Here is a 23,787-nt window from a genome sequence, read left to right as displayed (position 1 = left end):
CACCTAAATCTGGCTTAGTATGAAAAAAGTTAAATTGCAAAAAATAGGTCAGTTAAGCCGTTCCTGCCTAATTAAGCACGATGAGATTATTTTTCTTATCTATTTTTCTTATTATCTGGGTTAGAGACTTAAATTTGCAGTGCTATTTTGTGAAAAATGACTAAAATAAAAAGCAAATTAACGAACGGAGTAGTCAAATTGATAACTGCACAAGATGAAAAACTATTAGCTATTTTAAGAACCAATGCTCGTGCGAGTATTTCAGACCTTGCTAGAGCGCTTAACTTATCGCGATCAACAGTGCAAAGTCGAATGTTAAAATTAGAAGAAACAGGTGTAATCAAAGGCTATAGTGTAGACTATGGTGATGCCTATTTGAGCCAAATGGTATCGGCGCATGTGTCGATTAAAGTTAAGCAAAAACTCACTACCAAAACTAACCTTGAGTTAAAGCAGATTGATGCTATTTCACAGCTCTATGCAATTAGTGGTGAATTTGATCTTATTGCTGTTGTTCAAGCGCAAAACCTAGAAAAACTTAGCCACCTTTTAGATGATATTGGTAACTTGGATGGCGTGGAGCGAACAACGTCGTCGGTGATTTTAGAGACGAAGTTTAAGCGTTAACCCTTTATCGGGTAAAACTGGCTCTATTGTCTATAATGACTTTAATTTGTTAGTTATTTGGGCTTATGTCGATGCTTGCTTCATTATTGCTCTCACTCACTGTGGCTCAGCCTTTTCAGTTAGGCACTAATCTGCCCCTTAATGCACCTCACAATGCAATAACTCATGTTGAATGTATTTTTAAGCAAATCAATGTGCCATTTAAGTTACAGAAGTTACCTTGGTTAAGAGCAAAAAGAGAAGTGCAGTTAAATCGACTTGATGGTTACTTTACTGCGAACCTGTTGTCAAAAATGCAGCAATATGGTGAGCTCTCAGCCCCTATGTTTCTAGAAAACTGGTACTGGTTTACCCATGCTGATTCGGCTTCGATAGCCGAACACGATCTTCGTTATGGAGTCGTAAGAGGCAGCCATCAGGCTGATTGGTATCAATTAACTAATCGGAAAATAGAAGTCGAAGTCAACACTACCCAAGAGCTTATCAAAGTATTCAAAAAGCAGCGGGTAGACAGAATACTGCTTGATTTAGAAGAGTTTGAATTCAACGCTGTGCAGTTACAAATAAAGCCAGATGAATATAAACAAACATTCTACCGTTATGTGCCTTTGGGCTTATTTGCTGCAAATAAAACGCTTGAGGAGTTTCCTGAATTTTTAAATGCTTTTAACAGCCACATAAGTAGCTGTTCACAAAGCCCCTTTGTATTGTCAAAAATCGAAAAACAATCCTTAGTGAGAGCGCTTTTTGAACAAATAAAAGTATTAGCTAATGCAGAGCTGGTGCAACAAGCCGTAAAAAAAAGTAACAGGCAACTAATTTCGAGTGAAGAGTTAGAGCAGTTTGATAATCTGTGGGAACAGCAGGTTATTGATAATAAACCGATTATGGCCGAAAGCTACCTAAAGCTTGAAGGTTCACAATTCTTACAAGTGTGGCAAAGGCAGATGCAAGGCATCATTACTGAAATAATTGTCACAGATAAACAAGGTAAAAATGTCATTATTAGTGCAGTCACAACCGACTATTGGCAGGGTGATGAAGCTAAGTTTTTAAATATGTATCAGCAAGATGATGACTACTACATTGATACCTTGGAGTTTGATGAGTCGACTAAACATTTTCAAGTACAGTTCAGCGTGCCTATATTCGATGAAAAAAAACATCAGATAGGCGTACTGATTTTAGGCGTTGATGTTGAAAAAGCACTCTCTAAATAATGCTTCTTCTCTATTGATTGGATCTGGGCGCTTTGCGGATGACTTTTTTTTCGACTTCATCGAGTTTTATGACATAAGCATTCCCACCTATGCCTTTAAATTCTTCGTCAGTAAAGACAATGGTGTTGTCATCATAAAAGGTGATAGCTTCTTTTTGAGTTACGATACCTAAATCAATACGTGATACATCGGCTGAGAAAAACTTATCGCCTTGAAAGTTTTCAAATAACCAAATGCTGGTGGAATCAAGAAGAGCCAATTTGCTCCGGTCTGGGCTGAGGGCCGCAGATGTGATCCAACATAGCTTTTCCATTGTGGTGCAAGTTTGAAACGAATCAATCAATTCAGCATCAAAATTAGCAGCATGATCACCAACTTTATAAACTTTCGTAATACCATCGAATGGTTCAGTACGATTTTTAGTAAATAGGTATAGATGTCGGCCAAGCGCTACAAAGGCTTCTAAATCAAAGTTACGTTGATCAGGTTGAATAGGGCTGCCATCCATCTCTGGGTAAGTAAATTTGATTATCTCTGCTTCTGTGGTGTCGCTTTTGATGTCGATAGGATTTTCTATTTTATAAATGGTTAGCCATTTTCTGTCGTTTTTATTATTGCCAAAATCTCCTAAAAAGAAGTGACCAAATTTATTTTGCGTCATATCTTCCCAATCAATATTTTTAGCATTGGTTACCAAAATTTCTTTTGCAATTGAACCATCTTCATTAAGGCGGTAGAGTTTTGGCTGATCGCCACTGTCATTAATCGCCCAAAGCCGGTTAAATTTATCAAATTCAATCCCTGAAATTTCTCTCAGTTTCGGATCTACAGTTAAACGTTTTTTGCTGTACAGGGTGTAAATGGATGAAGCAATCAACAATCCGATGACGGTGACTGACAAGGTTAATACCGTAAGTAAGCTTTTTTTTAACATTAACAAGGGAGTGGCTTTGAATAATGTGTTCATTATAACTTACTAAAGCGGCTGCTGTATATTCCAAACCCCTGTCCCAGTGACAGACACAAAGTTAATGTTATCCTGCAAGACTTTATGGCCAACATTAACTGATGACTCAGGATGACTAACTAAGTAGCCTTGAACACAGTTAATGCCCATCGATTTAACTAACTCAAATTGAGCGAGTTCTTCAACCCCTTCGGCAACGATTTTCAAACCGAGTTTGCGGCCAAGCTCGCTAACCGAATGCATGATTTCATTATACTTAAGGTTATCGTTAGCTTGTGACACAAACAACTTATCGAGCTTGATCACATCTATAGGTAAGTCTGCAAGGGTACTTAAAGAGCTAAACCCTGTACCAAAATCATCAATTGCAATAGTGATCCCTTCCCCTCGAAGCTTTTCTAATGATTCTATAATCTTATTGCTTGCTTTGATTAAAGTTGATTCGGTAATTTCTAGCATTAGCGCTTTTGCTGGTAGCCCAGTTTTAGCAAGCTTTTCCATTACCCACTCATAAATGTCGTAATGCTTTAATTGGACGCCGGATAAATTAACCGAAATAGAAACTTTATTCATACCGGCATTGTACCAAGCTGACATTTGCCGACATGATTCAAGCATGATCCAATCGCCGAGTTCCAATATCAGGTTTGACTCTTCAGCAATAGGGATAAACTCATCTGGTGTAATGAAACCTTCAACTGGGTGCTCCCACCTAACGAGCGCTTCAAAGTAGTCAATAGCACAGTCATCTACGTGGACTATGGGTTGGAAAGATAGATGAAAACTATTACTGGAAATCGCAAGACGCATCTCTTCTAACAAGTAGTGGTAGCGGCGAATTTTTTTGCCCATTTCAGGTGAATACACCTTAAATATTCCGCGGCCGTCAGTTTTAGCTCGGTACATAGCCACATCTGCCATTTGTAATAATGCTTGTGGAGTAGCTGCACTATCGGGATAAACAGCAATGCCAATACTGGCACTAATTTTTATCAGCTTATTACCTAAGACAAAGTCGCGTTCAATTTCATGCAACACATTCTGTGCAACTTCTAATGCCTTTCCTTTATTATCTTTCAAGTTAATGAAGATAGAAAATTCATCACCTCCAAGTCGAGCTAGGTTTTGTTCTAATTGACTAATTGGTGAAATGTTACTTATTTTATGATGGCGTAAAACACTACTTAAACGAGATGCAACTTGAATTAAAACATCATCTCCAAAGCTATGACCAAAAGAGTCATTAACCTGTTTAAATCCATCTAAATCAATAAATAATAATGCGCAGCTAAACTTATTAACTTCTGCAATTCTTAGCTGTTTGGCAAGATGCTCTATATAAGCATGTCGATCAATAAGGTGGGTCAATTTATCTTGATAAATACTGACTTCAGTTTCGCGGGTGTAATTAGTGATATATGTACTTAGAGATTGAAAGTTATTTTGTAACTGTTCAAGTTGAGTACGTTTTGTATGATGAGAATTGATGGCAATATTTAGGCCACTGAGCAATTCTATAAATTGATTGTTAAGAAAATCAAGTCTTTGATTTTCTATTTTATTTTTGAATCTTAAACTTATTAGCCAACTTACAGCTAACGCTAATAACAGCAAGATGATTATGTTAATAGGTGCTAAAAGCGTAGCAATTACAAGGTCTGAAGCACTCGTTGTAATTACAGAATCCGCTGTGACATTAATTACAATATAAGCGATGTCGTTGTTGTAAATTAAGTGCTGTCCACTTAAAACAAGATTATACCAAGGGGCAGCAACAACATTTACTTGCCCTTGTTCGAAGGTATGTATGTCTATGCCTTTAGGAGCATAAACTAAATCATTGACTTGTTTAGTCAAAAAGATATTAAAGCCGTATATAAAAGCTATTAGAGTTATAATACATATAGATAAAATTCGAAGAGTATTAGCCATAAATTACTACCGTTTTGGTGTTTTTGTTTTACTATAAAACCTCACCAGTTAATGAATTGAGTATATTGTTTGTGTTTAAGATAGACAAAGTCTTTCTCATACTTTGGGGTTTGGATGAGTGCTTAATGTGAAAATTCATAGCGTTTAGTGTTATGTGTATACAACTTTAAGGTTGCATTAGGGTGGTTTTCCTATAGCTTTTATACTATTTTGTTTGTGTTGCTAAAACAATTTTTGTTATTAGTTTTTAAATCTGGTTACTAAAAGGTTTTAAATTTTTACATTTGTACCCAATATCACGGCGGGATCGCACTTTGTAAAAAGGCTTTAACATCCGCCTCTTTTCTGATCTAATAACGCCCACATTGTCACTATCTACTTGTTAATTATGTCGTTATTTAGCCACCTTGAACTTGTGGAAGATAAGCGTTCTTTCATCAATCAACATCATGACCTTACTGATGTCTTATTTCTTATCATTTCGGCGGTTTTATCTGGTTGTGAAGGCTGGAAAGATATCGAAGTGTTTGGACACAGCAAGCTGTCTTGGCTCCGACAGTTCAGAGCATTTAAACATGGTATTCCAACGCGACATAGTATTGCTCGTATTCTTAAAACAGTGGAAACTGACTCTCTGATTTTGGCCCTGCTTAGTTGGGTTAACGAGCAACGAACTCAATCTGACAAGCCAATTATTGCATTTGATGGGAAAACTCTGCGTGGTGCCAGTAAAAAGCGTGAGGATAACTTACACTTGGTGTCCGCTTTTGATTGTGAATCTGGTTTAACTTTGTATCAGCGTACCGTAGAAAGTAAATCTAACGAGATCCCAGCAGTTAGGGCCTTATTAGATGTGCTCGATATTTCAGACTCTATCATCACACTAGATGCACTACATTGTCAGAAAGCGACACTCTCAGCACTGACTTCAAGAGATGCGGACTATTTGGTTCAGGTCAAAGCAAATCAGAAAACGCTTTATAAAGCAGTCGCTTCATGTTTTGAAAAAGCTTTTGAAGAAGAGGGAGATTTGCCTGAGGACGTACAAACCAGCAATGGGCATGGACGTCAGGAAACACGGATCACTTACGCTCTAAAAGCAGACAAACTGCCTAAAGAGATAAAAGAAAAATGGCCAGGGCTTACTTCGTTGGTCGCAGTCGAAAGGCACAATAAGTCCGACTCAATAATAAAAATAGACACGCACTTTTATGTTACTTCTGTCGAGCCAGATGCACAGATGTTGCAGAAAGCAATCCGCCATCATTGGCACATAGAAAATCAGCAGCACTGGGTGTTGGATGTCGTCTTTAAGGAAGACGCTTGCCAGATAAGCGAGCCGATTTCGGCGGAGAATATGGCGCTGTTCAGACGGGTTGTTCGCAACCTGGTAAAACAGCACAAAGGCCGTAAAGACTCGATACGCAGTAAGTGTGTTAGGGCTAGTTTTGACGATGAATTCAGGGCTGAGCTTATCTTTGGTTAATACTTGTTAACAAAGTATGCTCTCACCCTGTACCCAATATCGTGCTGGTTGTTTTGTTTTTAAATTTTAAAGTTTATATATTTAATTATTTTATCCATAGGTTTTTAGTTTTATTTATTATCTATAGAGTTTCAGGTGGTGTTATTAATTTTGATAGAGGTGACTCTGTAAATATAGATTTCTTTGTCAGAACAAATTGCTATTACATTGCAGGTTTAGCAATGCGTACTATAATTTGATGAATGGCTTTCAGCTTTTAATTTACGCTTTTCTACTTATTGTTTTTACACTTTTACTGAGATAATTTTTAAAAACGTTAATTGGACAATGTTGAAGTTAACGGTTGTTTTATAATTTTATTTTTTAATAATTTATGTGGTAGTAGCATAGTAAGTAGTTAAGAATTTAAACTTTGTTTTTACTTATTTTGTTGGTTTATTTATAAAAACAGTGTGGCGTAAACAAGTTTTCATTTTTGGAAATAATTAGCTAATGTTTTTTGATGAGTGAAGTAGTGTCTCTTTTGGTGCTTTTACTCTAATTAATCACTTCAATTTTATTCACTTTACCCAACCTAAATTGTTATCTACTTTTTATAAGTTATGTAGAGAGCTGATAAAAATGACGCTGAAAATAAAGTATATTTTACCATCAACTTGGTTCAGTTATTGCTCGTAATAATATAGCAATATGATTGTTGTAATTTTGTATGTTTTACGTACTATTTTGGTGCAAAAAATAAACAGTTGCACTGTCATAATGCGTAAATATAGGTTTGATTTACTAACACGAACTTGATGTTTTTGTAAGCAAGATAGCAAAACCTGCAACGCACAGTTTCCGCTCAATGATTTATTAGTGCGGGACTGTGGCAAGGATTAATTTACCAATTGGTTGAATTGGAGCCCACTATGTTAAGTAAACGTTTTTTTAAAACTAAAGACGAAACCGAAGTAACCTTTGAATTCCAACACCCTGACGCTGATGATGTGCAATTAGTCGCAGAATTTACAGATTGGCAACCAGTGCCAATGAAGTTCAATAAAAAAGAACAAGTTTTCAAATACAAACAGCGTTTACCTTTAGATCAAGAATTTCATTTCCGCTACTTAATTAACGGCGAAACATGGGACAACGATCACCAAGCTGATGGTTATATTCCTAACGGTTTTGGTACTGATAACAGCATTGTTAATACCCAGCGCGCTTAGGTGTTTTAATGCAGTCACTTTCGCAGTTATATTACCTGCATGGCATAGGCTATGAATACACTAAGTACACTGGCGAACATGTTATTTTCGATGAAAGTACACGTAGGCAGGCACTTAGTTGTTGTGGTATCGATACTCAAGATGAAGATGCAATTAAGCAACTTAATTTTGCATTAGATGCAGGTACTTGGCTGAATTTGTTGCCTCAAACAAGTATTGTTGAGGCACATCAGCCTATTTTGAAAGTACGCTTAGATGAACGTTTGTTATCACGATCATGCACATTAAGCGTTCCTTCGTTAAATATTTACTTTACCCGTGAAAACTTACAGGGTTTAGAGGTACTCGGAGATTATGGTCTAAATGGCATACGTTATCTCGAACTCGCTTTACCAGTTCCTGACATGCCGATTGGATATCATGATGCGCTAATTTCTGTTGCAGATCAGCAGTCTCACAGCCAACTTTGGGTAGTACCAAAAGAGTGTTTTTCTATTGATGATAAAAAGCGTTTAGGTTTATCTATTCAGCTTTATAGCTTATGTAATGAAGATGGTTTAGGTATTGGTGATTTTGCGGATTTAGAAAAGCTGATTCAAGAAGCAGCAGCACAAAATATGGATTATGTGCTACTTAATCCCTTGCATTTATTATTTGAGCATAGCCCAGAAAGAGCAAGCCCTTATAGCCCAAATTCCCGAGCTCTATTAAATCCTTTATATATTGCTGTATCGCAATGCGAGGACGCCAAAAATAATAAGGTACTTACTAAATTATTAGCAGATAAGCCGCAACCCAATTCGTCTTACATCGATTACACATCGGTCAGTGAATTCAAATATCAAGTATTTAGTTGTTTGTATCAGCACTTTTGCGAGTTTGCCTCACCAGATCGAAAAGAACAGTTCGCGATTTTTTGTGATACGCATAAGCGTAGCCTATCCACCATGCTGGTTGGCGATCGTGATTATGCAAGTTACTTACAATGGCAAGCGCATTCACAATTAAATATATGCCAACAAGCAGCCCGTGATAGTGGTATGGCTATTGGCCTAATCAATGATTTAGCTGTTGGGTGTGCAGGTGATGGTAGTGAGTTTAAAAGCCAAAACGAACTTTTTGCCGAAGGTGCGCATGTCGGCGCACCACCAGATCCTTGGGCTGAGCATGGCCAAAACTGGGGGCTACCAGCCCTTAATCCGCAAAAGTTAAGCAAGGACAACTTTGCATTCTATCGTTCGCTTATCCGAGCCAATATGGAAGACGTTGGCGGTCTGAGAATTGACCATGTAATGGCAATTCGTCGACTTTGGTGGTGCTTCAAAAATAATTCACAGCAAGATGGTTGTTATGTCTATTATCCATTTGAGCATTTATTAGCGGTGCTTAAAATTGAATCTCACCTTAATCAATGTGTGGTGATTGGTGAAGATTTAGGAGTTGTACCGAATGAAGTACGTGAAGCTCTAAAAGCGAGCGCAATATATTCTAATGGACTGTTTTATTTCGAAAAAGATTATCAAGGCGAGTTTTTAGCCGCTGAGCATTTTGCTCCTCAAAGCTTATTAATGATAGCAAACCATGACGTTCCACCTTTTAAAGGTTGGTGGATTGGCCATGATATTACCATTAAACAACAATATGGTTTGCTAGATGAAGGGCAAGCAAGGGCTCTGTTTGATGCGCGAAACCTTGAAAAGCAACGCATGCTAAACTTTATAGCGCGCGAATCAGAACAATATTTATCGTTAGATGCAGACGCTTTCTTGGTATATGAAGCTCTGGCATCGTCTTTAGCAGCAGCACCAGCAAGGCTATTTACTATTCAAATAGATGACTTAGACCAGCAAGTACTGCCTGTAAATATCCCCGGTACAGACAAAGAGTACCCAAATTGGCGGCGTTTATTATCGCGTCCAGCGGCGGAAATTATTAAAGCGCAACAGTCATTCTTAGCCAATTTAATCTCGATAAGGAATCAATAATGCGAAGTCGAGTTCGTCAAGAGCAAAATGCACAACCTATTATTTATCAAAAACAGATAGATGCATTAGTCAGTGGTTGTTTTAGAGACCCCTTCAGCTTTCTTGGGCCTCATAAAAGTGATGACTCAAGTTATGACATACGTTGTTTTTTGCCTGGTGCTAGTAGTGTTACGGTTATACTTGGTACAGAAAAAATCGTTGCGCAGCAACAAGGTAATAGTCACTTATTTATTGCTAATATCAAGTCAAAAACAAAGCCTGACTACCAACTAGATGTCAGTTATAGCGATGAATTTAACCATCTACAACATGATGAGTACAGTTTTGATAGCACCTTAGATGAACAGGCTATGTATCTGTTTAATGAAGGTAGTTTAGAGCATGCGTATCAACATTTTGGTGCTCATTTTGTATCTCAACAAGGCGTCGATGGTGTACGTTTTACAGTGTGGGCACCGAATGCCAGTAGTGTATCTGTGATTGGTGAATTTAACTATTGGCAGCGTAATCGTCATTTTATGCGTTTTCATCCAGCTAGTGGTGTTTGGGAGTTGTTTATCCCAGATCTAAAAGAACATCAATGTTACAAGTTTGCCATCACAACATTGACAGGTGAAGTCCTTGAAAAAGCAGACCCGTTCGCGTTTAAAATGCAACAAGCACCGGGTACTGCGTCAGTGCTACAAAAGCTAAAAACAGGTATTCAGCTTTCTGAAAAGGCGTTAGCGAATCGTGCTAAACGAAACTGTGTCGATGCGCCTGTTAGTATTTATGAAGTGCATGCGGGTTCTTGGCAAAGACGAGATAACGGTGAGCGCTATCTAACTTGGCGTGAACTTGCTGATAATCTTATTCCATATACTAAAGAACTCGGCTTTACGCATCTACAATTAATGCCAATCAGCGAGTACCCATTTGATGGTTCTTGGGGTTATCAACCCGTTGGATTATTTGCCCCGACTAGTCGCTATGGCAGTTTTGAAGATTTTGTTTATTTTGTTGAACAGTGTCATGAAGCCGATATCGGTCTTATTCTTGACTGGGTACCCGGGCACTTTCCTAGCGATCCTCATGGTTTACATCGTTTTGACGGAACCCATTTATTCGAGCATGCTGATGTTAGACAAGGATTTCATCCAGATTGGAATACGTATATATACAATTATGACCGAGCAGAAGTTCGCAGCTTTTTAATTGCAAATGCAATGTATTGGTTAAATGAGTTTGGCATTGACGGCTTACGTGTTGATGCTGTTGCTTCAATGCTTTATCTGGATTATAGCCGTGAAGAAGGGCAGTGGATTGCAAACCAATTTGGTGGTCGAGAAAACCTAGGCGCCATTGAGTGTTTAAAACAAGTAAATATGCGCTGCTATGCAAAAAATCCAGGCATAATGATGGTGGCTGAAGAGTCGACAGCATGGCCAGGGGTTACACGCCAAGTTGATCATGATGGTTTAGGCTTTGGTTATAAATGGAACATGGGTTGGATGAATGACAGTTTGCATTATATGCAACGTGATTCGATATACCGTTCGCATCATCATCATGAAATGACTTTTTCAATGGTTTACGCTTACAGCGAAAACTATATTTTGCCGCTTAGTCACGATGAAGTCGTGCATGGTAAAGGCTCATTAATAGAAAAAATGCCAGGAGATGATTGGCAAAAGTTTGCAAACTTACGTGCATATTATGCGTTTATGTGGGCGCATCCGGGTAAAAAACTGTTATTTATGGGTGCAGAAATCGCCCAACGCAAAGAGTGGAATCACGATCAATCTCTTGACTGGCATTTGCTTGAGCATATGAGCCATCGTGGTATGCAGCAAACTATCAAAGAATTGAATGCCGTTTACACAAGCACCCCAGCCTTGTATGAGCAAGACACCAACCCTGCAGGGTTTGCATGGCTTGATAGCACTAATGCTGAGCAAAGTATGTTTAGCTTTATTCGCTATGCAAAAAAAGCGAAAGACTTTGTGGTGGTGATTTGTAACTTAACTCCACAGGTATATCACGATTATGTCATTGGCGTGCCAAAATCGGGCTCTTATCAAGTCGTTTTAAATACCGACAAAACTGACTATTTTGGTTCCGGTGTTGAAGTTACCAGTCACGCCGAACAAATCATTACAAGCCAAGCTATAGAAAGTCATGGTTTTAATCAAAGTATTAGTATCTCTTTGCCTGGTCTTGCAACAATTTACCTGAAGAAGGTGAGCGATGAGTCATAGTGTCGAACTCGAAGTCGGGGTGAGCTCTCCTTTAGGTGCGTCTGTTGTTGGCAATGGCGTTAATTTTGCTGTGTACGCACCTCAAGCGCAACATATGTCGTTGTGCTTATTTGACAGTAGTGGTCATTCTGAGATTCTCACCCTCGCGATGCATATGAACGAAGGCGGGATATGGACGCTAAAAGTGAGTCCTCTGAAAAGTGGTGCTTTGTATGGCTTTCGGGCTGATGGTGAGTATGCACCTGAAAAAGGGCTATTTTTTAATAATCACAAACTGCTATTGGACCCTTACGCACGTGATATATATGGCGAATTTACTTGGAGTGAACGCCATTATGGGCAAATGCCTGTTGGGAAATTAAGCCAGGTTAACAACGCGATTGATATGCCTAAATCACGGGTAAGGGAACTGAAACCTTACGCTGGGGAAAAACCAAATCATTGCTGGGGCAAAACGGTTATTTATGAATGCCATGTGGTTGGTGCAACCTGTCGTCACCCAGAGATCCCAAAATCTTTGCAAGGTAAGTTTTTAGGTTTAAGCCATCCAAGTTTTATTGAGCACCTGCGCAAGATTGGTGTGACTTGCATAGAATTATTACCTGTCCATGCTTTTATAAGCGAGCAGTTTTTAACTGCGAAAGGCTTACAAAATTACTGGGGATACAACACGCTTAATTTCTTTACGCCGCATAAAGATTATCTAGTTAATGATGATATTTGTGAATTTCAAGAAATGGTGACGGCGCTACACAAAGCTGATATCGAAGTAATATTAGACGTGGTTTATAACCACACCGCTGAAGCAGGAACTGATGGGCCTATCTTGTCACTTCGCGGATTAGATAATCTCGGTTATTACCGTACAGTTGCAGAGAAACCAAAACATTACATTAATGATACAGGCTGCGGCAACACGGTAAATATTGATTCGCCTCGGACTTTACAACTTGTGCTTGATAGCTTGCGGTATTGGGTTGAAGTAATGGGAGTAGATGGTTTTCGTTTTGACTTAGCGACGATTTTAGCTCGTAACCCCAATGGCTTTAATCAAGCACATGCATTTTTTCAAGCTATCAATCAAGATCCTATACTTAGCCAAGTTAAACTCATTGCAGAGCCATGGGATATAGGTCCTGGCGGTTATCAATTAGGAGCTTTTCCCTCACCTTGGCGTGAATGGAATGATAAATATCGCGATACTATAAGGCGCTTTTGGAAACAAGAACAGGGTGTTATTGGTGAGCTAGCAAAACGTTTACATGGTTCGTTCGATTTGTTTGAACATAACTTACGTGGCCCTCTCAATAGTATCAACTTTATCACCAGTCATGATGGTTTCACGCTTGCTGATTTAGTCAGCTACGAAAATAAACATAATGAAGCTAATGGTGAGCAAAATCGGGATGGCCACAGTGACAATCACTCTTTTAATTGTGGTGCCGAAGGTTTTACCAATGACCCACAAGTAAGCAAATTACGCTTACAACAACAAAAAAATATGCTGCTAACTTTGTTACTTTCTAAAGGCGTACCTATGCTTTCTTTAGGAAGCGAAATGGCACACTCACAAGGTGGTAACAACAACGCTTATTGTCAAAACAATCGCACAAGCTGGCTTGCATGGAAAGACTCACAACTTAGTCACCCTTTAACCCGATTTATTGACGATGTACTGCGCATTCGTAAGCAGTTCAGTATTTTTAAACACCATTTTTTTGTTCACGATAATGACCCACGTTATGAGGTCGCATGGTTTACAGAATCAGGCACTAATATGCAACAAGATGATTGGCATCAAGGCGATCGTCAAGTGTTGATCTACAGCCTGACAGACAAGCACACAAATCAAGCTTTATTGATTATTTTAAATGCAGGATCAGAGCCGGTAAATTGCCAACTTCCTAGTTTAGAAAAAGGAAAGTGGCGATTAGCACTGACCAGTATTCACCCCATGTCAACACAGTTTGTTGATAAGGAACAACAGATTGCTGCTATGAGCAGCTGGGTTTTTACCGCCAATTCAGAGGATCTAAATCATGGCTAAAAATGCCGATCAAGTATGTGTTGTAAAGGGCTGGCAGGATGCGCCTATAGTTGATGAAAGTACCCTAGACGATGATTTATCACGCCATTTTTATTACACCTTAGGGCGTGACAAAGTCGGTAAATCACAACTGTATTTATACCATGCATTAGCCTTAACTATTAGAGACAGGCTTGTTGCCCGCTGTCGTGTTACTAAACAACAAATTCATGAGCAAAAACGCCGTAAAACAGCTTACTTATCACTTGAGTTTTTAATGGGGCGTGCACTTGGTAATGCGATTTTAAACTTAGATCTAGACGAGCAAGTCGCTAAAGCATTACAAGAGTACTGTACAGAACTTGAGCAAGTTGCAGAAGCTGAGCATGATGCAGGTCTTGGTAATGGTGGCTTAGGGCGTTTAGCAGCATGTTTCTTGGATAGCTGTGCAAGCCTTGCATTGCCAGTGATTGGCTATGGTATCCGTTATGAATATGGGATGTTTAATCAAGCTATTGAAAATGGTCATCAGATTGAACAACCAGATAATTGGCTACGTGAAGGCCACCCTTGGGAGCTCAGTGCGCCTGAGCAATCAAAGCGTGTAAAATTTTTTGGTCATGTTGAAAGCTATACTGATAAATATGGCCGTGAGCACCGTCAATGGCTAGATTCTCACGATGTCTTAGCAGTGCCTTATGACGTACCAATTCCAGGATACAAGAACGATATTGTAAATACTTTACGTTTATGGAAATCAGAAGCTACTGATGAATTTGATTTGAGCGAATTCAACGCAGGTAGTTATTCAGAAGCGGTAGCTCGTAAAAACTTAGCCGAACAAATTACAATGGTACTTTACCCAAATGACAGTAGTGAGAACGGTAAGGAACTGCGTTTGCGTCAGCAATATTTCTTATCATCAGCGAGCTTACAAGACATCATTGATACTTGGGTTAGTAAACATGGCGAAGATTTTTCTGACTTTGCCGATTACCATGTTTTTCAATTAAACGATACACACCCAAGTATTGCTGTAGCTGAGCTTATGCATATTTTGGTTGATGAGTATGAGTTTGATTGGCAAGATGCTTGGTCTATCACTACTAAGACCATGGCTTATACTAATCACACTTTACTGCCTGAAGCATTAGAAAAGTGGTCAGTATCATTATTTGCCCGATTATTACCGCGTATCTTAGAAATTATCTATGAAATCAATGCGCGTTTCTTAGCTGAAGTTGCTTTAACTTGGCCAGGTGATGTTGAAAAACAACGTGCATTGTCACTGATCGAAGAAGGCCCAGAGCCACAAATTCGCATGGCGTATTTAGCGATTGTGGGTAGCTATTCGGTTAATGGTGTGGCTGCACTTCACACTGAGCTACTTAAAGCGGGCTTATTCAATGAGTTTTATCAGCTATGGCCAGAAAAATTCAACAACAAAACCAATGGTGTAACACCACGTCGCTGGTTAGCACATTGTAACCCTGAGTTGGCTAAACTGCTTAATCAACACATTGGTGATGAATGGGTTGCTGACTTTAGCAAAATTAGCCAGTTACGCCGTTTATATGACGATCCTAAATTCCATAAACAATGGCAAGCTGTAAAACACAGCAATAAGCAACGCCTTGTTGAGTTAGTGAAAAACCGCTGTGGTGTAGAGTTTGACGCCGAAATGATGTTTGACGTGCAAGTTAAACGTATTCACGAATATAAGCGTCAGCTATTAAACGTACTGCACGTTATTCACCTTTACGACCGTATTCGCCAAGGCGATACAGCAAACATTGTTCCTCGTTGTGTGCTATTGGGTGGTAAAGCTGCACCTGGTTACTACATGGCGAAGAAAATTATTAAATTAATTAATAACGTAGCAGAAGTAATCAACAAAGATCCGCTTGCTAAACCGTATTTAAGAGTTGCTTTTTTACCAAATTACAATGTAACAGCAATGGAAACCATTTGCCCAGCAACGGATTTATCTGAGCAAATCTCTACGGCAGGTAAAGAAGCATCTGGCACAGGTAATATGAAGTTCATGATGAACGGCGCTTTGACCATAGGTACGTTAGATGGTGCTAACATCGAAATTCGTGATGCTGTGGGTGCGGACAACTTCTTCTTATTTGGTGCACGTGCAGAGCAAATTGATGATATCAAAGCGCACTATAATCCAGAGCAGATTATTCACCAAACTGACAGTCTCTATAAGGTAATGCACTTACTTGAGAGCGGTCACTTCAACTTGTTTGAGCCTAATTTATTTGACGACATTATCGCGGCGATTAAGAGCCCGCACGATCCATGGTTAGTCGCTCATGATTTTGCCAGCTTTGTAGAAGCGCAAGAGCAAGTTGAACAAGCCTACTTAGACACTGCTCACTGGACCAAGATGAGTATTTTGAATACTGCAGCCAGTGGCATGTTTTCGAGCGATAGAACCATTAGTCAATACAGTGACGACATCTGGCATTTGGAGCCATTACTGGATACTAGTGCACAGCAAAACACACAGAAGAAAAGCAGCTAGCTTAAGACGGAGAGAGTTATGCCAAGTTATGCAAACCGATACATAAGTAGTTTAACCAGAGAAACGTATGCCCTCATCTTAGCAGGGGGACGAGGCTCACGTTTACATGAATTAACAGACTGGCGTGCTAAACCAGCAGTCTATTTTGGTGGTAAACACCGAATAATCGACTTTCCACTGTCGAACTGTATTAATTCAGGTATTCGTCGAGTTGGTATTGCTACTCAATATAAGTCGCACTCGTTAATTCGTCACGTAAACCGTGCATGGGGCCACTTTAAGAAAGAGCTGGGTGAATCTGTAGAGATTTTACCAGCATCTCAGCGATATGGTGACGAGTGGTATTGCGGTACAGCTGATGCGGTATTCCAAAATATGGATATCATCCGTCATGAACTACCTAAATATGTCATGATCCTCTCTGGTGACCACGTATATTGTATGGATTACGGCGGTTTGTTGGCAAAACACGTTGAGACAGGTGCTGATATGACGGTTTGTTGTATTGAAGTACCTTGCGAAGAAGCTGCAGATACATTTGGTGTAATGACGGTTGATGAAAGCAATCGTGTCCGTCGTTTTGATGAAAAGCCTGCTGAGCCAACGTCTGTACCAGGTAAGCCTGGGACCTGTTTAGCATCAATGGGTAACTATATTTTCAATACTGAGTTCTTATTTGAACAATTGAAAAAAGACGCAGAAACTGAAGGTTCTGGTCGTGATTTCGGTCACGATATTATCCCAGCTATCATCGAAGAGCATAACGTGTTTGCATATCCGTTTAGAGACTCTAACACAGATGGTCAGCCATACTGGCGCGATGTTGGTACGCTTGATTCATTCTGGGAAGCCAACATGGAGCTGGTAATGCCAGAGCCTCAGCTTGACCTTTATGATCCAAAATGGCCAATCTGGACTTATCAGGAGCAGTTACCGCCAGCGAAATTCATTTTTGATGATGATGACAGACGTGGTATGGCTGTTGATTCAACAGTATCGGGTGGCTGTATTATCTCTGGCTCTAAAGTTAAAAAGTCACTGCTGTTCTCGAATGTCTATGTTCACTCATTCTGTGAAATAGAAGAATCAGTGATTTTACCTGGTGCAAAAATACAGCGAAACTGCCGAATTAGGCGTGCTATTATTGACCGCAACTGTGAGATCCCAGCGGGCCTAGAAATTGGTTACGACCACAAGGCCGACAAAGAAAATGGCTTTAGAGTCTCGAAAAAAGGGATTGTGCTGGTAACTCGTGATATGTTGAATGAACTTGCAAAAAAGTTAAAACAACAAGAGCAAGATAATAAACGACTTGCTTAAGCAATCGCGCTAAATGAAAAAGGGAGGGCATGTCCCTCCTTTATTTATATTTGAATAATATCAATTTGCTTAATTAAGTATTATTGCTGATTGGTATAACAGTTTTATGGAGTACTGCAAAGCATGCATGTATTGATGGTAGCTGCAGAGAATGATGCATTACCGAATGCCAAAGTCGGTGGTGTAGCGGATGTTGTTAGAGATTGTCCTAAAGCTTTAGTAGAAAAAGGACTGAGTGTTGATGTAGTCATACCTGATTACGGCTTTAGTCATTTAGAGCGTCATCATATTGGTGAAGTGCATGTGCCATTTGCCGGACAAATGCAAAAGCTTGATGTGTGGAAACTAGCTAAAAGTGAAAAAGGTGTAACACAACTAGTTATATCTCACTGGGAATTTAGCCGTCATAACGGTGCTGTTTATTGTAATGATGAACCCGGCCGTCCGTTTGCTACGGATGCAAGTAAGTTTGCTCTTTTTAACGCCGCTGTATGTGAAGCTTTGCTACAAGGAATTATTCGCAGACCGGATGTAGTTCATCTACATGACTGGCATAGTGCCTGTGTTGCTTTATTACTAAAAACAGACAGTCGCTACAGAAAACTAGCGCATTTATTCTTAGCCTACACAGTTCATAACCTTGCATTGCAAGGGATACGTCCTTTTAAAGGCGACAGCTCAAGCCTTGAAGCCTGGTTCCCAGGTTTAGGTTATAACGGCGAAAAATTATGCGATCCGCGTTACTTTGATTGCTTTAACCCAATGCGCACTGCAATTAACTTGGTTGATAAAGTACATCTTGTATCGCCAACTTATTGCCAAGAAGTACTGCGTCCAAGTGATGCTGAAAAAGGTTTTTTTGGGGGGGAGGGCCTTGAAGCTGACTTGCAAGCTGCCTATGAACAAGGCCGCGTAGTGGGCATTCTTAATGGCTGCGAATACCCTGGAATGAAGCTTGACGACATTAGTTTAGCGAGTCTTTATCAGCATGCTGAAAATGCATTATTTCAATGGATGGCAAAAAGCCCTGTATTAGATTCAAGCTATTACATAGCTCATCAAAGATTACTTAAATTTAAAACTCAGCCGTTTTCCGGGCCATTAGTAACAAGTGTTGGTCGTTTGACAGATCAAAAAGCACTGCTACTTCGTCAGCCTTATGATAAAGGGCTCGTGTTAGATGAGTTGTGTCAGCGCTTAAAACAGCATAACGGTTACATGATTATTTTAGGTTCTGGGGATGCTGAACTTGAGCAAATTATGACATCGGTTATGGCTCGTCAAGAAAACCTGCTATTTTTAAAAGGGTACGCACATTTTGTTGGTGAATACATGTACCATTTAGGTGATTTATTCCTAATGCCAAGTTCATTTGAACCTTGTGGTATTAGTCAAATGTTAGCTATGCGAGCAGGGCAGCCGTGTTTAGTCCATAGCGTGGGCGGTTTACGTGATACTGTCGACCATCTTGTCAGTGGTTTTAGTTTTCAAGGTGAGAGTTTAGCAGCACAAAGCTACGAACTTGTTACTAGTTTTAGCGATGCGCTTGAGCTTAAGAAATCACAACCAGATAAATGGTGTTCAATATGTGAACAGGCCAAAAATGCCCGTTTTACGTGGCAATCTGTGGCAGAAAGCTATTTATCAGGCTTATATCAATAAAAAATGCGTGATTCATGGTAATTAAGTGACTTTTTTGTCAATTTCAGCTATTAATTACTTAGTGTGAGATAAAATATAAAAAGTAGGTAAAGTGGCTGTATTTGTTGCTAGGCAAGCGGTCTTTAACCGTCGTCAACAAGTTGTCGCCTATGAGCTACTATTTAGAGATAGTTTACAAAATAGTTTTCCTGATGTGTCAGAGAGTACGGCAACGGCTCGACTTATTATGGAAAACCAGCTCAATTTAGGTACCCGTCATATTACGTCGGGCAAAAAAGCATTAATTAATATAGGTCCAGAGTCTTTGAAGCTGGACCTTTGCGCGTTTCTGCCAACTCAAGATGTGGTGATTGAGTTACTAGAAACCATGGAACCTACCGACGAAAATTACGAATATTGTCGTGAGTTGTTTCATAACAATTATAAGTTGGCATTGGACGATTTTGTCTATCAACCTGAATGGGATCGCTTTTTAAAACTTATTCGTCTTATCAAGTTTGATGTACAGCAAACTCCTTTTGAAGAAATTGCTCCTGTTGTTAACAAGCTTAAAGAACATAAAAAAATAAAGCTTTTAGCCGAAAAACTTGAAACAGCTGATGATTACGACAAAGCCTATAAAATGGGCTTTGACTTCTTCCAAGGTTATTTCTTTGCAAAACCCAAAATGATTCAGCATCGCGATATTGATTACAACTACGCACTCGTATTATCAATTTATGCTGAAGTAATGCGCCCAGATCCAAACATAAGCGAAATTGCTGGCTTGTTCTCGTTAGATACCGCACTTGCTTATAAATTGCTGCGTTTAATAAATAGCGGCGTGTTTCCTATCAAGAGTAAAATTGGCTCTTTAAAACAAGCGCTAGTTTATCTTGGCCATGAACGACTGAAAAAGTTTGTGAGCTTAATTATCACCGCCCACAGTGCCCAATCAAAACCAGCCGAGCTTACTCGGCTTTGTGTTGTCAGAGCACGCTTTTGCGAATTAATAGCTCAGCGTGTTGCTAAGCAGCAAACGGGTGAGGCTTTTTTAACGGGACTGTTTTCGTTACTTGATGCCATATTAGATCAGCCTATGGAAAAGCTATTGGATCGATTGCCGTTTCCTGACGAAATTCATGCTGCTTTAATGCAAGAAAAAAATATTTTGTATTACATACTTGAAACTGTCAAAGCTTACGAAACCGGCAGCTGGTGGGCGCTTGAGCAGGCCGTTGCCTATTTAAGTATTGAAAGTGCAGATCTTCCCAAAATATACGAAAATGCAGTAAATTGGAGCGATAGCTGCAGACAAAACTTATAAGGGATTTATGCGCAATATAAATATGGATGTTTTACGGGGTATTGCGGTACTCGGCTTGATGTTTATGAACATCTACAGCTTTGCTCTATTTGAGTACGACTATACCCCAAGTGCTGCGCCACCCTTTTCAGACTCACTCATTTACACCGTAAATACAGTTTTCATTGATGGGCGCTTTAGAAGTTTATTTTGCCTATTATTTGGTGCATCTTTAGTCATTCAATGGCAGCTTTGGCAAAACGTCGAGAAGCAACATAAACGGCTACAAGTTTTGGCTTGTATTGGCCTTGCTCATGGCTTTCTATTATGGGCTGGTGATATATTGTTTATTTATGCCTGTGCAGGCTGGTTAACCCTTAAATTTAGCCAGCAAGATGAAGAAAAAATACTGCGTATGGGCATATTGTTCTTATTCCTTGGTGCTTTCATTTCATTTTTACTTGCCTTTGTAGAGCCGGAGTTTACCCCTGTAACGCGAAGCTCTGAGAGCTTTTTAATGGCGTATGATGCGGCTTATTCTTCTTACTTCGCAGGATTCGTCAGCAACTTTTTGATGTTTATTATAATGCTTATTGCTGTGCCACTGATCACTATGTGGATGGCTGCAGGGTTAATGCTGGTGGGCGTTTATCTATATAAACAAGGGGTATTTGTTGACGGCTTAACGAAAGCTCAGCTTAACATGATTGTTCCAGCGGCTATTGGTTTAACAGTTGTAAGGTTGATGATAGACCCTAGCAGCAGTGTATTTATGTACGCGATTGTGGAACCGATTAATTGGCTTGCTGCTTTAGCCGTGGCCATTTGTTATTGCCACATCATTATAAAAGTAGTTAAAAATACACCTAGTAACTGCTTGTTGCTACAGCAGGCAGGGCGTATGTCGTTGACGTTATATCTAATGCAAACAGTCGTATTTATCCTGTTTTTTAAAGTCGCATACCCTACCGCAGCACTTAATTTTGATCGCATAGATTATTGGTTGGTAATTGCTGTTGTGCTTGTTTTTCAGTTGTTTTTTTGTAAAGTGTATAGCCAGTATTTTACACATGGTCCGTGTGAATTTATTTGGCGGAAATTGTCTAGATAATTCCTCATATACTACAATCAAAGAAAAACAAAGCGGAGTGGTAATGCGAATTTGTTTGTTGGTTTTTACATTGCTTTGCTATTCACCACTTTATGCTGGCGAGCAATTCTCTGTGCTGTTAGTTAATCCCTCTGTTAAAAGCGATGTATTTTGGCAAAAAGTGACTAATGTGATGCAGGTTGCTGCCAAGCAAAATAATGTTTCTCTCACAACAATTTACGGTGGTGGAAATCGCCACATTCAATTAGCCGAACTAAAACAATACCTGCAATATAACCCTAAACCTAATTACGCCATTTTAATCAATTACCCAGGTGGCGCAGAGCAATCAATGAGTTTGCTTGAACAACACAAAGTGAAATTTATCACCCTTGAAGAAACAATTGTTGGCGTAGAGCGAGACGAAGTGGGTAAACCCCGTCAGCGCTTTAAGTATTGGCTTGGGGAAGTATTTCACGATAACTTTAAAGCGGGTGAGCAACTTGGCAAAGCCTTACTTGATGAGGCAATAAATACGCAGCAAACGCCTCACTTCGTTGCGATTAATGGTCATTATGGCACTGAATCTGACACCCGCAGTGATGGGCTCGTGCACTATCTACGAAAACAAGATGTTGAGCTTGAGCAAGTTGTGTATGCTGGTTGGAATAAGCAAGAAGCCGAGAATAAAGTAAGCCGATTGTTACAACGATACCCTGATACTAATGTGATTTGGTGTGCCTCTGATTTAATGGCACAAGGTGCCCTTGAAGCAGTAAAAGGTAAAACAGATAGAGTCTATTTTATTGGTGGCATTGATTGGCTTGACGATAATTTAAACTTAATTGAACAGCAAAAACTCACAGCCAGTGTTGGCGGGCATTTTATGATGGGTGCATGGGCATTAATTAGCTTGGTCGATCATCATAATGGTAACCCTTATTGGCAAAATCATGATGCGATTAAATTTCAGCTTGGGGTGATCACAAAGCACAATATTCAAAGTTACAACTGGCTAAGAAACATCAAAGACTGGTCGGTTATCCCTTTTGAAACTTTCTTATTGCAAAACAGCAAAAGTACCGAGTACGCGTTCGATTTTGATACTCTACATAGTTTATTGAGCGAAAAGCCTAAAAACGCAGCACTACACTAAAAGTGTAGTGAAAGAGCCTAGATTCTACCTAGCTTGGTAAAGGCTTCTGGTATAAACTAGCGGCTTTAAAATCCAGACAGAAGTGTGCCATGACAGAGTTAAAGCGATTAAATAAATTTATCAGTGAAACAGGTTTTTGTTCACGCCGTGAGGCAGATAAATATATTGAAGAAGGTCGTGTTACTGTTAATGGCAACTTGCCTGAAATGGGCGTAAAAGTCAGTGACGCCGATGATGTACTCATTGATGGTAAACCATTAAAAGCAAAACCTAAGCTGGTTTATATCGCCTATAACAAACCTGTTGGTATTACTTGTACGACTGAGCGAAAAATCCAAAGCAATATTGTTAAAGCGGTTAATTACCCAGAACGTATTTTCCCTATTGGGCGCTTAGATAGACCTTCAGAAGGGTTAATCTTCTTAACCAACGAAGGCGACATCGTTAATAAAATTCTTCGCGCTGGTAATAATCATGAAAAAGAATATGTAGTGACGGTTGATAAACCGCTTAACCGCCAGTTCGTGAATAAGATGGCAAACGGGATTCCTATCCTCGATACTGTCACTAAAAAGTGTAAAGTTAAACAAACGGGCCCACAGCAATTTACCATAGTGCTAACACAAGGCTTAAACCGCCAAATACGCCGTATGTGCGAATATTTAGGCTATGAAGTGGTGACTCTAAAGCGCACACGAATTATGAACGTGACCCTAAAAGGTTTAAAAGTCGGGCAGTGGCGTCACTTAACCGAACAAGAAATGGCTGAGATCAATAACTCAATTGCTGATTCAGGTAAAACGGAAGAGCGTTCAGTTGATGAAAATAAACAACCAACTCAAGTTCGTGCCAAGCAAAAGCCACGCAATGAAGAAGAAAAAAAGCGCGACTTCTCTAAATACGTGAAAAAGGCACGAGGTGATGCCAAACAAGGTCAATCAAGATCAAAGGCTGGCAATCCACACTCATCAAAACCAAATCAAACTAAGCGTAGCAATACAAAACGCACCGGTACATTAAGCCTGAAAAAATAAGCTTCAGAATAAT

16 protein-coding genes are annotated in these 23,787 nt (G+C 39.5%); 14 read left to right on the top strand and 2 right to left on the bottom strand.

Annotation, left to right across the window (positions count from 1 at the left end; translation table 11 throughout):
• Nucleotides 1-198 precede the first annotated feature (198 nt).
• Nucleotides 199-627 (top strand): Lrp/AsnC family transcriptional regulator, encoded by a 429-nt coding sequence (locus J8Z25_RS17435; RefSeq protein ID WP_130052687.1) that lies wholly within the window; start codon nucleotides 199-201, stop codon nucleotides 625-627.
• Nucleotides 628-698: 71 nt separating this feature from the next.
• Complete coding sequence (locus J8Z25_RS17430) at nucleotides 699-1,847, top strand: transporter substrate-binding domain-containing protein (protein WP_130052686.1); 1,149 nt, start codon at nucleotides 699-701, stop codon at nucleotides 1,845-1,847.
• A gap of 10 nt (nucleotides 1,848-1,857) precedes the next feature.
• Here the strand turns inward: J8Z25_RS17430 and J8Z25_RS17425 are convergent, their stop codons facing one another.
• Together J8Z25_RS17425 and J8Z25_RS17420 are read right to left on the bottom strand one after the other, a co-directional pair.
• The gene (locus J8Z25_RS17425; protein ID WP_250662385.1) at nucleotides 1,858-2,781 is read right to left on the bottom strand and encodes a hypothetical protein; all 924 of its coding nucleotides are present in this window, start codon (nucleotides 2,779-2,781) and stop codon (nucleotides 1,858-1,860) included.
• A gap of 42 nt (nucleotides 2,782-2,823) precedes the next feature.
• Nucleotides 2,824-4,746 (bottom strand): putative bifunctional diguanylate cyclase/phosphodiesterase, encoded by a 1,923-nt coding sequence (locus J8Z25_RS17420; protein ID WP_250662194.1) that lies wholly within the window; start codon nucleotides 4,744-4,746, stop codon nucleotides 2,824-2,826.
• 388 nt (nucleotides 4,747-5,134) lie between these two features.
• Here J8Z25_RS17420 and J8Z25_RS17415 point away from each other — a divergent pair, with 388 nt between their 5' ends.
• The 12 genes from J8Z25_RS17415 to rluF all read left to right on the top strand — a co-directional run bounded on the left by J8Z25_RS17415 (nucleotide 5,135) and on the right by rluF (nucleotide 23,774).
• Nucleotides 5,135-6,232 carry an ISAs1 family transposase gene (locus tag J8Z25_RS17415; protein WP_175081192.1) on the top strand — a complete coding sequence of 366 codons (1,098 nt, stop codon included), beginning with the start codon at nucleotides 5,135-5,137 and terminating at the stop codon, nucleotides 6,230-6,232.
• Between the two features lie 911 nt (nucleotides 6,233-7,143).
• Nucleotides 7,144-7,443 carry an isoamylase early set domain-containing protein gene (locus tag J8Z25_RS17410; protein ID WP_167657527.1) on the top strand — a complete coding sequence of 100 codons (300 nt, stop codon included), beginning with the start codon at nucleotides 7,144-7,146 and terminating at the stop codon, nucleotides 7,441-7,443.
• Between the two features lie 8 nt (nucleotides 7,444-7,451).
• Entirely contained in the window at nucleotides 7,452-9,428 is a 1,977-nt protein-coding gene (gene malQ / locus J8Z25_RS17405) for a 4-alpha-glucanotransferase (RefSeq protein ID WP_250662193.1), read from the top strand.
• Nucleotides 9,428-11,665, top strand: coding sequence for a 1,4-alpha-glucan branching protein GlgB (glgB, locus tag J8Z25_RS17400; RefSeq protein WP_250662192.1), 2,238 nt, complete (start codon nucleotides 9,428-9,430; stop codon nucleotides 11,663-11,665). Before malQ ends, glgB begins: the two co-directional genes overlap by 1 nt.
• A complete protein-coding gene (gene glgX / locus J8Z25_RS17395) occupies nucleotides 11,655-13,712 on the top strand; it encodes a glycogen debranching protein GlgX (RefSeq protein ID WP_250662191.1) in 2,058 nt (685 codons plus the stop codon). The genes glgB and glgX overlap by 11 nt, the downstream gene beginning before the upstream one ends.
• Nucleotides 13,705-16,227: a glycogen/starch/alpha-glucan phosphorylase gene (locus J8Z25_RS17390; RefSeq protein ID WP_250662190.1), complete on the top strand. Its 2,523-nt coding sequence runs from the start codon at nucleotides 13,705-13,707 to the stop codon at nucleotides 16,225-16,227. Before glgX ends, J8Z25_RS17390 begins: the two co-directional genes overlap by 8 nt.
• 18 nt (nucleotides 16,228-16,245) lie before the next feature.
• Complete coding sequence (glgC, locus tag J8Z25_RS17385) at nucleotides 16,246-17,547, top strand: glucose-1-phosphate adenylyltransferase (protein WP_054562381.1); 1,302 nt, start codon at nucleotides 16,246-16,248, stop codon at nucleotides 17,545-17,547.
• Nucleotides 17,548-17,670: 123 nt separating this feature from the next.
• Complete coding sequence (locus J8Z25_RS17380) at nucleotides 17,671-19,209, top strand: glycogen synthase (RefSeq protein ID WP_250662189.1); 1,539 nt, start codon at nucleotides 17,671-17,673, stop codon at nucleotides 19,207-19,209.
• A 91-nt stretch (nucleotides 19,210-19,300) separates the two neighbouring features.
• Nucleotides 19,301-20,515, top strand: a complete 1,215-nt coding sequence (locus J8Z25_RS17375) for an EAL and HDOD domain-containing protein (RefSeq protein ID WP_130052678.1) — start codon at nucleotides 19,301-19,303, stop codon at nucleotides 20,513-20,515.
• Between the two features lie 7 nt (nucleotides 20,516-20,522).
• Entirely contained in the window at nucleotides 20,523-21,605 is a 1,083-nt protein-coding gene (locus tag J8Z25_RS17370) for a DUF418 domain-containing protein (protein WP_130052677.1), read from the top strand.
• Nucleotides 21,606-21,648: 43 nt separating this feature from the next.
• Entirely contained in the window at nucleotides 21,649-22,740 is a 1,092-nt protein-coding gene (locus tag J8Z25_RS17365; RefSeq protein ID WP_250662188.1) for an ABC transporter substrate-binding protein, read from the top strand.
• A gap of 89 nt (nucleotides 22,741-22,829) precedes the next feature.
• Entirely contained in the window at nucleotides 22,830-23,774 is a 945-nt protein-coding gene (gene rluF, locus J8Z25_RS17360; protein WP_250662187.1) for a 23S rRNA pseudouridine(2604) synthase RluF, read from the top strand.
• The last annotated feature ends 13 nt before the right edge of the window (nucleotides 23,775-23,787 follow it).

It is taken from the genome of Pseudoalteromonas sp. SCSIO 43101, from assembly GCF_023650775.1.
Lineage (GTDB): Bacteria > Pseudomonadota > Gammaproteobacteria > Enterobacterales > Alteromonadaceae > Pseudoalteromonas > Pseudoalteromonas apostichopi.
The sequence above is the reverse complement of the archived record's forward strand: the minus strand, read 5'-3'. Positions and strand labels throughout refer to the sequence as shown.